General features: G+C 63.5%; 10 protein-coding genes and 1 riboswitch. Of the genes, 9 read left to right on the top strand and 1 reads right to left on the bottom strand.

The features are described from left to right. Positions 1–3 precede the first annotated feature (3 nt). A riboswitch (cyclic di-GMP riboswitch) is annotated at positions 4–78 on the top strand. 57 nt (positions 79–135) lie between these two features. The 8 genes from ACYYG1_RS09320 (at position 136) to ACYYG1_RS09285 (ending at position 11159) form a co-directional block, all read left to right on the top strand. Then, positions 136–1782, top strand: coding sequence for a GspE/PulE family protein (locus ACYYG1_RS09320; protein WP_461210033.1), 1647 nt, complete (start codon positions 136–138; stop codon positions 1780–1782). A gap of 42 nt (positions 1783–1824) precedes the next feature. Next, positions 1825–3048 carry a type II secretion system F family protein gene (locus ACYYG1_RS09315; RefSeq protein WP_461210032.1) on the top strand — a complete coding sequence of 408 codons (1224 nt, stop codon included), beginning with the start codon at positions 1825–1827 and terminating at the stop codon, positions 3046–3048. Positions 3049–3067: 19 nt separating this feature from the next. Next, positions 3068–3562 (top strand): hypothetical protein, encoded by a 495-nt coding sequence (locus ACYYG1_RS09310; protein ID WP_461210031.1) that lies wholly within the window; start codon positions 3068–3070, stop codon positions 3560–3562. A 33-nt stretch (positions 3563–3595) separates the two neighbouring features. Beyond that, on the top strand, positions 3596–5341 hold the full coding sequence (locus ACYYG1_RS09305; protein WP_461210030.1) for a hypothetical protein: 1746 nt from the start codon (positions 3596–3598) through the stop codon (positions 5339–5341). Continuing rightward, positions 5342–5995, top strand: a complete 654-nt coding sequence (locus tag ACYYG1_RS09300; protein WP_461210029.1) for a hypothetical protein — start codon at positions 5342–5344, stop codon at positions 5993–5995. 131 nt (positions 5996–6126) lie between these two features. Next, on the top strand, positions 6127–7692 hold the full coding sequence (gene mshL / locus ACYYG1_RS09295; protein WP_461210028.1) for a pilus (MSHA type) biogenesis protein MshL: 1566 nt from the start codon (positions 6127–6129) through the stop codon (positions 7690–7692). Further along, on the top strand, positions 7692–8498 hold the full coding sequence (locus tag ACYYG1_RS09290; protein WP_461210027.1) for a tetratricopeptide repeat protein: 807 nt from the start codon (positions 7692–7694) through the stop codon (positions 8496–8498). Before mshL ends, ACYYG1_RS09290 begins: the two co-directional genes overlap by 1 nt. A 159-nt stretch (positions 8499–8657) precedes the next feature. Then, entirely contained in the window at positions 8658–11159 is a 2502-nt protein-coding gene (locus ACYYG1_RS09285; RefSeq protein ID WP_461210026.1) for an HD domain-containing phosphohydrolase, read from the top strand. Positions 11160–11237: 78 nt separating this feature from the next. On the opposite strand, the gene ACYYG1_RS09280 is transcribed toward ACYYG1_RS09285, so the two are convergent. Next, positions 11238–12314 carry a tetratricopeptide repeat protein gene (locus ACYYG1_RS09280; RefSeq protein ID WP_461210025.1) on the bottom strand — a complete coding sequence of 359 codons (1077 nt, stop codon included), beginning with the start codon at positions 12312–12314 and terminating at the stop codon, positions 11238–11240. A gap of 391 nt (positions 12315–12705) precedes the next feature. On the opposite strand from ACYYG1_RS09280, the gene fliM reads away from it, so the two are divergent. After that, positions 12706–13686 carry a flagellar motor switch protein FliM gene (gene fliM, locus ACYYG1_RS09275; RefSeq protein WP_461210024.1) on the top strand — a complete coding sequence of 327 codons (981 nt, stop codon included), beginning with the start codon at positions 12706–12708 and terminating at the stop codon, positions 13684–13686. Positions 13687–13828 lie beyond the last annotated feature (142 nt).

The raw sequence follows: 13828 nt of genomic DNA, 5'->3' as shown, positions 1-13828 counted from the left end.
CCTGCACCGAAAAGCCAAACCCGCCGCAAGGCGGGGACGGAAAGCCACGGGTCTCACTGAGACGGCCGGGCCGCCGAAGGAAAACGCGCCCCTCCGCCCGGCGAGGGACGACAGAACTGACCAGAGGTGGACCACATGGCCGCTCCCATTCGTATTGGCGACTTGCTCCGGGACAAAGGGTACATCGGCGACGAGCATATCCGCTACGCCCTGCAGGTTCAGCGGGTGACCAAGGAAAAGCTCGGCCAGGTGCTGACCCGCACGGGGCTGGTTTCGGAATACGACCTTGTGTTCACCGTGGCCCAGCAGCTGGAGCTGGAGTACGTCCAGCTGGACAGCATCACCCCGGACTACCAGCTTCTCAAACGCTTCAACCGCAACGCCTGCCTGGCCCAGCGCGTGTTCCCCTTCGAGCAGAAGGACAACGCGGTGGTCTGCTGCATCTCCGACATCCCGGATCCCAAAACGGAGCAGATGATCGTGCGGGCCACGGGGCTCAGGCCCGAGTTCGTCATGGCCGAGGAGACACGTGTCATCTCGGCCATTTATAATTATTTCTATTTCCTGGACAACCCTGTCGAAAAGCTGATGCAGCGCGAGGTGGGCATCATCGCGGCGGACACGTCGCGCACCGTGAGCCCGGACACGCTGATCAACTACATCCTGCTCTTGGCCGTGAAGCAGCGCGCCACGGATGTCCATCTGCGGCCCATGGCCCGGGGCATCTCCGTGGCCTTCCGCGTGGACGGCGTGCTGTCCAACGTGGCCTTCCTGCCGCCGCAGCTCTCGCGCCTGGCCACGTCCATCAAGCTGCAGGCGGGCATGGACATCGCCGAGCAGCGCCTGCCACAGGACGGCCGTTGGACCGCCAACCTCCTGGAGCGGCGCTACGACATCCGCGCCTCGTCCATCGTCACGCCCTTCGGCGAGAACATCGTGCTGCGCCTGCTGTCCCAGGAGCGGGCCAGCTTCAGCTTCCCGGCCCTGGGCTTTCTGGAGGACGACCTCAAGCTCTTGGCGCGCATCTTCGACGAGCCCTTCGGCATCCTCCTGCTCACCGGCCCCACGGGTTCGGGCAAGTCCACCACCCTGGTGGCCGGGCTTTCGTCCCTGGACCTCTTGGGCAAGAACGTGATCACCGTGGAGAACCCCATCGAGTATGTGGTTCCCCTGGCGCGCCAGACCCAGGTCAACGAGGGCGCGGGATACGATTTTTCCAACGCCATGCGGCACTTTTTGCGCCACGACCCGGACGTGATCCTCATCGGCGAGATGCGCGACGAGGAGACGGCCACCACGGCGCTGACCGCCGCCACCACGGGCCACCTTGTGCTCTCCACCCTGCACTCCAACACGGCCATCGGCTCCATCCCGCGCCTGCAGGGCCTGGGCATGGACACCCAGATGCTCTCGGAGAGCCTCATCGGCGTGGTCAGCCAGCGCCTGGTGCGCATCATCTGCCCCCACTGCAAGAAGGCCTACGCCCCCTCCCCGGAGGAGTTGAAGTATCTGGGCGTACAGCTGGATACGGTCTACAAGGGCGAGGGCTGCGAGGCCTGCGGCCACAAGGGATACATCGGCCGGACCCTGGTCTACGAAATCCTGGTGGTGGACCGCGACGTGCGACAGGCGATGGAAAAGGACATCGAACTCACCCAGTTGGAGGACATGGTCAAGCGCAAGGGATTCCGCTCCATGTTCGACGTGGGCGTGATCAAGGTCCAGAAGGGTATGACGACGGTGGAAGAACTGCAGCGGGTGCTCGGCAAGACGCGCTACTAGGCGCGGGCCGGCGAACATCCAGCCAGGAGACGGCGGAGCGCGATGCCCATATTTCGATTCAAACTCTTGACCGCCGACGGGAAGGTGGACCGGGGAGTGGTGGAACTGCCCTTCGCGGACAACGCCCCGGCCATCCGCTATCTGGAGCGCCAGGGCGGGGTGGTCATCGCCATCCAGCGCTTCGGGCGCCTCATGTCCTGGATCACCAAGCTCGCCACCCAGGGCTTTTCCCGGGTCAAGCGCCCGGATCTCGCGGAATTTTTCAACAACATGGCCATGCTCCTGGGGGCCGGCGTTCCCGTGCTTTCGTCCATGGACGAGATCATGCAGGAAATCAAGAACCCCATGCTGCTCATGACCCTGAAGTTCATGCGCACGGACATCGAGGGCGGCCAGACCTTCGGCGAGGCCCTGTCCCGGCATCCCAAGGTCTTCGGCGCGCTCATCCAGTACATGTGCCGTATCGGCGAGGAAACGGGCATGCTGGACCGGATGTGCAAGAAATCCGCCGAGCATCTGGAGAACATCGAACAGATCGTTGGCGGCACCAAGCGCGCCCTGATCTACCCGGGGTTCATCTTCGCCGTGGTGGTGGGGGCCTGCTTCTTCTGGTTCTATTTCGTGGTGCCCAAGATCGTGAAGCTGTTCGTGGACATGGGGGTGACCATCCCCACGCCCACGCGGATCCTCATCGCCATCTCCAACTGGTTCCAGCTTTACGCGGGCTGGGTGCTCCTGGGGGTGGTGGGATTCGTCATCTTCCTGGCCTGGCTGCGCAGGAAAAGCACCCGCGTGCAGTATGGCCTGGATTTCATGCTGCTGCGCGTGCCCGTCTTTTCCACCATCATCGAGACCAGCATCATCGCCCGCATCACCGAATACCTGGGCATCCTGGTGGGCGCGGGCGTGGGCGTGGTGCGGACCCTGGAGATCATCACCGACTCGTTGACCAATCTGGTCTACAAGGGGCGGCTGATCCTGGTGCAGGACAGCGTGAAGAACGGCAACCCGCTGTCGGATTCCATGCGCCAGGCCCAGGCTCTGCATCCCTTTGCGGTGCGCATGGTGGCGGTGGGCGAACAGACCGGCCGCATTGAGGAACAGACGGCCTACGTGGCCAAGTTGTACAGGGACAAGCTCGCGGCCCTGGTGGAGGTGCTGGGCAAGACCCTGGAGCCCATGATGCTGGTTTTCCTGGGGCTGGTCTTCGGCCTGATTTTCGCCGGACTGATGCTGCCGATCTACGACATGATCGGAAAAATGTGACAAGGGGGATACGACGGTCATGCGCTGGCTCATAAGCATTCTGATCAGTGTGGTCTTCGCCGCTGGGATCATCCTCTACTACCAGATGTGGAAGGATATCCGCAGCGGGCAGGCCGAGATCGAGGTCCTGCAGAATGAACTGCGGGACTACGAGAAATTGGCTGATCTCTACAGGCAGCAGGAGGAGAAGGTCGTCATCGTCAACGCCCTGTGGGGGGAGATCAAGAACGCGGGCCTGGAGCCCGACAAGTGGGTCAAGTACCCCCTGTCCATGAGCAAGACCCTGGAGTGGAAGGACGTGGAAAAGATGATGCTCCTGGCCAACAACAAGCCCGAAACCAGTCACTACTGGTTCAAGCCCGACCGGATGCTCGTTTCGCGCGTGTTGGTGGCGCCGCCGGACAGTGGCGGGCAAGCCACCGCCCCGGCCGAGGCCGATCTTGCGGCCCCGGACACCCTGCAGATGTACGACATGAACATCTCGGGAACTTTTTTGATGCCCAAAGAGAAGTAGCACTTCAGTGGCCAAAGCGAGGCGGGAAGGGATATGACTGAAGAGAAGAAATCCAACGGCGTGGCTCCGGAAGATACGGGCATGGACCCGGGGGGAACCGGCGGGGACGCCGGGGTTCCGGAGTTCGAGATCGAGGACGTTTCCTGGGAGTTGGAGGATTCCGCTCCTGGGGGAGGAGAGTCCGAGCCGCGTTTCGAGATGCCTGCGGAGCCCGAGGAGGAATTCCAGGCGCAGGCCGAGGAGCCCGCGCCGGAGGAATCCGGAGCCTGGCAGGCCCCGGCTTTCGAGCTGGAGCCGGAGCCCGTGCAGGAGCCCGCGCCGGAACCGGAACCCGAGCCAGAACCTGAACCTGAGCCGGAACCCGCGCCCGAGCCGGAACCCGCGCCCGCCATGGCTGCGGCGGTGGACATGGGCGAGGCCTACGACGAGGAAGATGCGGACCACACCGCGGATTGGGGCTGGCGCGTCTCGCGTGGCGGGATCACGCCCTTTGTCCTGGACTTCCAGAACCAGAAACATATGTTTTCCAACCGCGGCATCGAATACGTGGACGACGTGAACCTCGTCGGCGGGTACTTCACCTACGTCGCGGACTATGCGGACTCCCCGGGCATGGGAATCCTGACCCTGTCCACGGAGCCCAAATACGCCAACGTGCTGGCCCGGAAAAACCTCGAAGAGGCGGGCGAGCTCAACGTGGACGGCGTGCTGCACGTCTTCAGCAAGCGCAAGCTGGAGGGCGGGCAGATAAGCGTGTTCTACGAGATTCTGCCCCGGGACAAGCATGTGGGGCTGCGCGAGGTCTATCTGGGCACCGAGCGGGGCCTGATCTTCGCGGACACGGTTTCGCTCCTGTTCGGCCTGCTCAAGAAACAGGGCAAGGGCACGCAGGCCCTGGCCCTGCACCTGCCGGGAGCCATCGTGCTCGTGGCGGGCAAGTCCGGCGAGGTGCATCTGGCCCGGCGCTACACCCTGGTGGGCGACGACGAGCAGGCGCTCAACGAAGGCATCTTCGCCCTGGAGCAGGACCTGGTGGCCCTGGAAAAGAACCTCGGCCAGCGCATCAACCAGGTGGGCTGGATCGAGGGCCTGACCTGGACCCTGAACCTGGCGCGCCCGGACGTGGACATTCCCCTGGTGCCGTATCCGCTGCACGAGTTCGCCTTCAACGGCGAGCAGGTCTGGTCTGCATTGCCCTCGGCCGTTTCCAAGGCCCCGGCCTCGGTGGCCATAGGGCCCAAGGAGGAGCGCTACCTGCGGCCCCTGGAACTGGCCGAGCGCTGGATGTGGGCGGCTTTCCTGGCCCTGGCCATAGTGGCGGGCGTGGGCGTGTTCACCATGCGCGGCGCGGCCGAAAACGTGCGCGCTGGCATCGAGGCCAGAAAGGCCAAGATCCGCGAGATCGAGACCATGCTCAAGTCCAGGGCCGTGAACGTGGAGTTCAAGGACGTGGGCCCGGCGGTGACCCTGGCCCGGGACTACCGGCAGGCCGCCCTGTATCCGCCTTTCGGCGAGATGTGGAACTACATCGCCTCGCTCAGGCCGGGCTTCGTCCGGGTCGACGGGCTGGAATTCAGGTACGTGGACACGGGTGTGCACGTGCATCTGGAAGGCCAGGTGGAGATGGACATAACGTCGGCCCAGCAGGGGTTCACGGCCTTCGCCGAGGGACTCGAGAAGCAGGGGTTCAGCATCGTCACGCAGCAGGTCAATCTCGACCTGGAGGGCAATTATTATTCCCTCGACGCGCTGTGGCCCTTGAAGAAGCAGGGGGAGTAAATGCATCCGGGTAGAAGAAACATCCTCATCCGCTGGATCGGCTACGCCGTGGTGATCGTGGCTACGGCCGCCTGGATTTACATGGATGAGCCCCAGGCGCCCGTGCGCAAGGCCGACGTCATGCAGCGGCTGGCCCCCAAGATAGTGGACCTGCCCTCGGACGAGGTCACGGAGGCCATCCGTTCGGCAGTGGACGTGACCAAGCGGAAGGTGGCCACCTTCGGGGAAGTCGAGAAGGTCGATCCCGCCCTGATAGTGCTTGATCAGGAGGCCCTGAAGGACGAGCCTGGGCGCGTGATGCTTTCCGTGAGCACGATTTTTCTGGGCCCGCCGGACAAGTACGCGGTTCTCGGGGGCAGGATCTATAAAGAGGGCGACCAGGTGCCCGACGGGCGCACGGTCCAGGGCATCGACGCCGATGGCGTGACCCTGGCCATGGGAGACACCGTGGACAGGATGCCCTGGGTGCCGCCCTTCCGTGTGGAAATCACGAGCGTCATGCAGGACACCCGTCCCAGAGATGACGGCAAGGAACAGGGCGCCGCATCTGGAGCAGAAGGTGAACAGGCCCAGGGCGCGGACCTCCAGAATCTGCCGCCCGATCTCAGCCCCGACCAGGCGCTTGAGATACTGCAGAAGGTCGGGAACAAGTGATGGGAACGCAACTCTCGGCATGCCGGGCCAGCCGGCGGGAATGGACGCATAAACCGTCTCGGAGAGGGGAAGCAAGGGTGAAAAGGGGATACGCCATGCGCAGGTACACCGCTTACTTGGGACTTTTCATAATGGCACTGGGCCTTGCCGCCTGCCAGAATCCCGGCAAGATGCTTGAGAGCGACCTGGAATACGACACGCTCTACAAGCAGATGCGCAAGGAGGATGAGCAGTTCGTCAAGATCCGCGACATGGAGAGGCAGATCGAGTCCAAAGCCAAGGCGGTGGAGGACCTCATCGATCCCGTCCTGCCAGCCTACAATCCGCTCGAAGACACCACCGTGTCCATCAACGTGCAGGACGAGACCATCCACAACATCCTGTACATCGTGGCGCGCAACGCAGGCCTGAACCTGGTCATCGAGCCGGGCATCAGCCTGGACAACCGTGTGACCATCAGCTTCGAGGACGCCTCCAGCGCCCTGGTGGTGGAGAAACTGCTCCAGGCCTTTGATTTGGCCTGGGAGGTGGACGAGAACATCCTCTACGTGCAGCGCTTTGCCGAGCAGACCTTCTACCTGGACTTCGTGAACACGAACACCGCGGTGACCAACAGCGGCGGCGGAGACATCTTCGGCAGCGCCCTGTCAGGGTCCGGGGATCTCAAGGGCGAATTCTCCATGTCCAGCACCACGGGTGGAGAATTCCAGGATGAGTCCTTGTACGGATCCATCATACAGAGCGTGGATTCCATCATTTCCGAGGAAACGGCCTTTGGCGAGCAGACCGCCACGGGCGACGAACCCGCTAATCCCGGGTACTTCGCCTTGGATCCCCTGACGGGCACCCTGTACGTGCGCTCCTCGCCGGGCAAGATCCGGGCCATCGCCAAGATGCTCAACAACCTGAAGTCCAAGCTTTCCAAGCAGGTGCTCATCGACGCCAGGATCATGGAGGTCAAGCTCGACGATTCCTTCCAGTTCGGCATCGACTTCAACTGGGTGGCCCAGCGCATGGCCTGGGGCGACGGCACCACCACGGTTTCCCTATTGCAGCGCGGAGCCAAGGCCTTTGGCGACCGTACCTTCACCGACGACCAGACGGCCATGACCATCTCGGGTTTCAAGAAGGGCGACGATTCCTTCAACGCCGCGGTGGAGGCCATGCAGTCCTTCGGTGGGGTCAAGGTTGTGGCCAACCCCCACGTGCGCGCCAAGCACGGGCAACCCGCCCTGTTCTCCGCGGGTTCCTCCCAGAAGTACGTGGCCAACATCACCCGCGACGTGGATGACGAGGGCAACGTGACCTTCACGGTGGAAACGGACAGCGTTTTCGATGGCGTGATGCTTGGCGTGGTCGCCTACATCAGCGAGGACGACAAGATCGATCTGCAGATATTTCCCATCAAGAGTGAGGTTTCCGGGGCCGGAGCCGAGGACCTGGTGGAGGTGACCACGGCGGGTGACAAGATCGCCCTGCCCAGGGTGGACGTGAAGACGGTGAACACCACGGTGCGCGTCAACGATGGCGACACCATCATCCTGGGCGGCCTCATCGACAAGAGCCACAGCAAGACCGATGCGGGGTTGCCGGCGGTTTCCGACATCCCGGTGCTGGGCTGGCTCTTCAAGACCAGGACCGAAACCGACGTGATCCGTGAAATGGTCATCGTCATGAACGTCAGGGTGGTCAAGTAATGAGCCTTATCTACCGCAGTCTGCAGCAATTGAAAAAGGAGGAGGCCGAGCGGGGTTCCCGCACGACGCCACAGGCCGTGGCTCCGAGAACGAGCAAGCTGTTGGTGCGGGCGGGTGTCATTGTCCTCGCGTTCGTGGTGCTCGTGGCGGCGGGCGTGTACTTCGTCCAGCAGGAAGTGCAGCAGATCCCCCTGCCCAAGGTGCCGGACACGGTCATGGGCTCCCGAGCCACGCCGTCCAAGGCCGTGGACCAGGTGGCGGAGGGGCAGGCCGAGGCTGCGGCTCCGGCCGAAGAGGCCCAACCCGCGCAGCTGGTCACCGTGCGGGAGGCGCCCATCGTTCGCCAGCGCCTGTTCCGCGAGGTGCAGCCCCAGGAGCGCAAGATCGACCTCAGCAAGCCCACCAAGGCGCTGGAGACCCATTTCGCCTCCAAGGCCCGCAAGAACGAGAACGTCCTGGCTCTGGAGCGCAAGCTGGTCCAGGCCTCCAAGACGGGCAACCTCTCCCAGTCCAAGGAACTCCTGGACTCCATGTCCGTGCAGATCGGCAAGAAGGAGAGCGCGGCCAAGTACAAGTGGGAGGGCTATCTGGCGCTCAAGGAAAAGCGCTACCAGGACGCCGAGAACTTCTTCCGCCGCGCCGTGGGCATCCGGCCCACGGACTATGTGAGCAACATCAACCTGGTGTATGCGCTGCTCGGCCAGGGCAAGCGGGACGAGGCCGTGGCCATCTACCGCAAGCTCATCGACCGCTATCCCATGAACGAGCGCGTCCAGAAACTCGGCAAGGCCCTGGGCGAACTCTGATCCCTTTCCCTGGTGTCCCTTTTGTCGCGGGTCGGAGGCGTTTCTCCGGCCCGCGGTTTTCTTTGCAGTTTTGTTGGACATTTGCGATCGGCTGGTGTTTTGGTATACTTATAGCGGGGCGGGCCATGGCGGTTTCGCCGCAACACACCGGGGCATCAGATGGACCAGAGGGATAAAGGAGTGCGGGAGGGCGCGGGCGTCTGCGAGGCGGGAACCCGAGTGGACGGACTGTCCGCGTTCCAGCTGCATCACCTGAACAAGTACGCCGAGATCGGCATGGCGCTCTCCGGCGAGGAGAATGTGGAGCGCCTGCTGGAGATGATCATCCACGAGGCCCGCTCCATCACCGACGCCGACGCCGGGACCCTGTACCTGGTCAACGAAGCCGGGACCCACCTGGACTTCGTCATCCTGCAGAACGACACCATGAACACCCGCATGGGCGGCACCTCTGGGGCGGCCATCAATCTTCCGCCCGTGCCCATGTTCGTGGAGGATGCGCCCAACCACGCCAACGTCTCCTCCTATGTCGCCCTGACCGGCGAGATCGTGAACATCGCCGACGTGTACGAGTCCGAGGCATTCGACTTCACGGGTCCGCGCAAGTACGACGAGGCCACGGGATACCGCTCCAAGTCCATGCTGGTCATCCCCATGCGCAACCACGAGAACGACATCATCGGCGTGTTGCAACTGCTGAACGCCCAGGACGTGACCCGGGGCGGCTGTATCTGCGAATTTTCCGACGACCGGGTGGTGCTCGTCGCCTCCCTGGCCTCCCAGGCCGCGGCCGCCCTGACCAAGACTAGGCTCATCAAGGATCTGAAGGACCTGTTCTACGCCTTCATCAAGAGCACGGCCAACGCCATCGAAGAAAAATCTCCCTATACCGGCGGCCACATCAACCGCGTGGTGGACATCTCCATGATGATCGCGGCGCGCATCAACGAGCTGGACGAGGGCCCCTTCGCGGAGGTGCACTTCAACGAGGAGGAGCTCGAGGAGCTCAAGCTCGCGGCCTGGCTGCACGACATCGGCAAGATCATCACCCCCGAATGGGTGGTGGACAAGGCCTCCAAGTTGCAGACCATCTATGACCGCGTGGACTTGGTCGCCCTGCGTTTCGATCTCATCGCCAAGTGCCTGGAGACGGAGTGGCTGGAGCGCAAGGTGGCGATGCTGGCTTCGGGCGCGTCCGTGGACGAGCTGGCGGCGGGCGAGGCCGCACACGCCGAGGCCCTGAAGGTCCTGGAGGAGGAGCGCGCCTTCGTCTTCTCCTGCAACGAGCCCGGCGAGTTCATGAGCGATGAGCGCATCGAGCGACTCAAGGGCATCGCGGCCAAGACTTTCACGGTCAATGGCGAGGTTCAGCCCTACGTCACGGAGGACGAGCTGGAGAACCTTTGCATCCGCAAGGGCACCCTCACCGGGGCCGAGCGCGATATCATCGAGAACCACGCCCGCATGACCGGCAAGATGCTCTCGGAGCTGCCTTTCCCCAAGAAGCTTTCCCGCGTGCCCGAATACGCGGCCAGCCACCATGAGAAGCTCGACGGTTCGGGGTATCCCCACGGCCTGGACGAGAGCAACCTGCCCCTGCAGGCCCGGATCATGGCCGTGGCCGACATCTTCGAGGCCCTGACCGCCAAGGATCGGCCCTACAAAAAGCCCATGCCCCTGTCCATGGCCGTGAAGATCCTGGGATTCATGAAAAAGGACCGTCACATCGACCCGGACGTGCACGACCTGTTCCTGTCCTCGGGGATGTTCAGGGAATACGCCGAGCAGGAACTCAGCAAGGAGCAGTTCGACGAGGTGCTCGTGCCTCCGGACGTCAAGGGCCGCCGCGTGCTCCTGGTCGGGGATGCGGACCTTGCCGCCGCCCGTGAGCTCCTGGAGGGCTGGGGCGCGCTTGTGGAGGACGCGGCCGACCTGGAACGGGCCGGGGACGTGCTGGTGGACGCCTACCGCGCGTGCAGGCCCTTCCGCATCGCGTTCGTCTCGGCCGGTGGCGGGAAGACCCCCTGGGATCTGGCCCGACGCCTGGGCAAGGAGGAGGGATTCCCCCTGCACAGCCTTGTGCCTCTGCTGGAAGCCCCCTCGGGGGCGGAAAAGGCCGCCGCCAAGACCCAGGGCCTGTCCGCCGTTCTGCCTTTGCCCCTGGAGGAAGAGGGCCTGCGCGGCGCCATCGCGGACATCGTGGGCGGCCACAAGTACAGCGAGGGCGTGAACCCCGCCCTGTGCCTGGTGGGCAAGGCCCGCCAGCGCGGCCGCGTGGACGGCGTGCCCGCCATCCTGGTGGTGGACGACTCGTCCAACACGCGCATGCTCGTGAGCTACTACCTCGGGGGCGGGGACTATCGCCTGGCCTTCGCGGAGAACGGGCGCAAGGGCGTGGAACTGTACACCAAGGACTACTTCGACATGGTCATCATGGGCACCCACATGCCCGTGATGGACGGTTTCGCCACTGCCCGCGCCATCAGGCAGTGGGAGGCCGAAACCCATACCCCGGCCGTGCCCCTCCTGGCGCTCACGGCCCATTACCTGCCCGACGACTGCAAGTGCAGCCTGGAGGCTGGCTTCACGGACTGCCTGGAGCGTCCGTTCACCAAACCCCAACTTCTGACCCTGGTGGAACGCCACATCGCCCAGCCGTAAGGCGAGACGCGGGCGGATTCCCGGCGGCTCCGTTTCGGAACCGCGTCTTGTCCCGTGCGCGCCGGCGGCTGCCGCGCGCTACACGTCGATGACGGACATGGCCGGGGCCGCGGTCTCGTCCTTGGGCTTCACGGGGCCCGGCCAGGGTTCTCCCGTGACTTCCGAAAAGAATTTGAGGGCTTCGGGGAAGTCCCCGTTGGTGCGCAGGGCCTTTTTCAGGGCGCTTTCGGCCTTCTTGCGGTCGCCCATGAAGAAATAGGCCTTGGACAGGTTGAAGTGGATGTTCTCGTCCTTGGGCGTGAGCTCCAGGGCCCGGTTGTAGGCCTGCACGGCCCCGGGGTAGTCGCCCTGGCGTCGCAGCTGCACCCCCCAGGTGTTGTAGGGGTTGGGGGCCTGGTTGTCGTGCTTGAGGACCTCGATGAACAGGGTCTTGGCCTGATCCATGCGGTCGAACTGGGCGTGGACCTCGGCGGCTTTCTGCAGGTAGTTGGCGTATTTCTGGATGTTGCCCTTGCCCTTGTAGGCCTTGGCCAGCCCCTGGTAGGCCTCGGCGTAGAGGTCGTTGATCTTGAGCGCCTTGTTGAAGGCGATGATGGCCTTGCCGTATTTTTGGCGCAGCAGGTAGTCGCAGCCCATGTCGTAGTATTTGCGGGCTTCGTCCTGGACGGTGAGGATTTCCTCGAATTCCTCGATGGCATCGTCGAAATCTCCCTGCTCGACCATGTCCTGGGCCTGGCGCAGCTGCTCCTCCTCGATTTCCGAGAAGCGTTCCAGCTGCTTGGCCATGACCAGGTGCCGCTTGAGAGTTTCCTCCGAATAGGGGCGCAGGACGTAGCCCGTGCAACCGGCGTCCACGGCGTCCAGCACGGAGTCCTTCTTGTTGGCCACCGTGACCATGATGATGGGGGTTTTGCGGTGCAGGGGCGTCTGGCGCAGGGCGCGCAGCAGTTCGAACCCGTCCATGTCCAGCAGCTCCGTGTCCAGCAGGATGCAGTCGACGGATGCTTTTTCCAAATATTCCAGGGCGTCATGCCCGGTGGAGTAGGCCTTGATATTGCCTGCGCGGATGCGGGACAGGTTGAACTTGTCCCTGCGCAGATGGTCCTCGACCCCGGAGATCAGACAAATTGTGTTGTACAGCGCGGTATCCTGCATTCGGTCCAAGGGGTAAACAGTTTCATGCCAACACATTTTACGCATTGGGGGGATTTAAGCAAGTCGGAATAGTCCTCGGTTTCCTGGCCGCGCGCCGGGCCGTCGATTCGCTGACGGGTCTGTCCGGCCCCGGGGCGCACGGCCTGGGCTCTTCACCCCCGCTGGCAGGCTTCGGCGAGGGGCGCCACGGCGTGGCTTGCGTTTTGCAAGCAATACGTTTCGGGACGGCCTGTTGCCATCCCCGCACACCCGGGGTATGGGAGTGTGACAGGGTAACGGCGGCCTGGGACGCGGGAAAACGCGCGTTTCGGTTTCCTGGCCGGTCCGGGGAGCGGGCTCCCCGGGGCGGCAGATACTGCCGTGGTATTCCAATTGCGCAGGAAGGCGATTCATGAGCAAGATTCTCGATCAGGACGAAGTTGATGCGTTGCTTCGTGGCTTGTCCGGAGGCGAGATAGAAGCGGAGGCGGACGTCCCGGAGGACGACTCCGGGGTAGTGACCTTCGACCTGGCCAACCAGGACCGCATCATCCGCGGCCGCATGCCGGTGTTGGAGATCGTCAACGACCGGTTCGCTCGGCTGTGCACCAACGCCCTGGCCAACGCCATGCGCAAGCGCGTGGATTTGAACCCCATCTCCATCGACATGTCCAAGTTCGGGGATTTCATGCGCTCCCTGCCCGTGCCCACGTCCATCAATATCTTCAAGATGGACCCGCTGCGGGGCAACGCCCTGTTGGTGGTGGACTCGCGCCTGGTTTTCGCCCTGGTGGAGAACTTCTTCGGCGGCGCGGGCAGCCAGCCCAAGGTCGAGGGCCGGGATTTCACGCCCATCGAGCAGGCCATCGTGGACCGGGTGGTGAAGATCGCCCTGTCCAACATGGAGGACGCCTGGCGGCCTGTGCACGAGGTGCACATCGAACTCACCCGTTCGGAGATCAACCCGCAGTTCGCGGCCATCGTGCCGCCCTCGGACGTGGTCATCGTGGTGACCTTCGAGGTGGAGCTGGAGAACGCCATCGGCTCGCTCATCTGCTGCCTGCCCTACGCGACCCTGGAGCCCATCCGCTCCAAGCTGCACGCCTCCTTCCAGTCCGAGCGCCTGGAAGTCGACCACGCCTGGATCGCGCGCTTCAAGGAGCGCCTCCTGGAGACCCCGGTGGAGGTGGTCATCGAGCTGGGCCAGACCAAGATCACCGGCCGCCAGCTCCTGAACCTGGACCTCGGCGATATTCTGCTTCTGGACACGGACACCGAGGAGCTTCTGGAGGCCGAGGTGGAAGGCGTGCGGAAGTTCTACGGCCTGCCGGGCACGGTGAAGGGCAGCAAGGCGTTCCAGGTGGTGCGCGAGGAAGAGCCGAGGTATACGTAGGTTGGTTGTTTGATTTGGGAGTCGGACCGGCAGCGCTTTGAGGGGGCTGCCGGTTTTTTGTTTTTGGGGCTGTCCTAGCTAAGAGTTCAGCTTACAGTTAGGATGGCTCCATGTACGAGAGGAAGAGTCGGCTCAGCATTCA

Source organism: Desulfocurvus sp. DL1XJH-121 (assembly GCF_054819825.1).
This window is presented reverse-complemented; position numbering and strand designations above follow the sequence as displayed.

What these genes read in the sequence shown, in the direction of transcription:
- ACYYG1_RS09285 (WP_461210026.1), top strand. Translation starts at nt 8,658, where the DNA reads ATGGACCAGAGGGATAAAGGAGTGCGGGAGGGCGCGGGCGTCTGCGAG.
- ACYYG1_RS09305 (WP_461210030.1), top strand. Translation starts at nt 3,596, where the DNA reads ATGACTGAAGAGAAGAAATCCAACGGCGTGGCTCCGGAAGATACGGGC.
- ACYYG1_RS09290 (WP_461210027.1), top strand. Translation starts at nt 7,692, where the DNA reads ATGAGCCTTATCTACCGCAGTCTGCAGCAATTGAAAAAGGAGGAGGCC.
- ACYYG1_RS09280 (WP_461210025.1), bottom strand. Translation starts at nt 12,314, where the DNA reads ATGCAGGATACCGCGCTGTACAACACAATTTGTCTGATCTCCGGGGTC.
- ACYYG1_RS09300 (WP_461210029.1), top strand. Translation starts at nt 5,342, where the DNA reads ATGCATCCGGGTAGAAGAAACATCCTCATCCGCTGGATCGGCTACGCC.
- ACYYG1_RS09315 (WP_461210032.1), top strand. Translation starts at nt 1,825, where the DNA reads ATGCCCATATTTCGATTCAAACTCTTGACCGCCGACGGGAAGGTGGAC.
- mshL (WP_461210028.1), top strand. Translation starts at nt 6,127, where the DNA reads ATGGCACTGGGCCTTGCCGCCTGCCAGAATCCCGGCAAGATGCTTGAG.
- ACYYG1_RS09320 (WP_461210033.1), top strand. Translation starts at nt 136, where the DNA reads ATGGCCGCTCCCATTCGTATTGGCGACTTGCTCCGGGACAAAGGGTAC.
- fliM (WP_461210024.1), top strand. Translation starts at nt 12,706, where the DNA reads ATGAGCAAGATTCTCGATCAGGACGAAGTTGATGCGTTGCTTCGTGGC.
- ACYYG1_RS09310 (WP_461210031.1), top strand. Translation starts at nt 3,068, where the DNA reads ATGCGCTGGCTCATAAGCATTCTGATCAGTGTGGTCTTCGCCGCTGGG.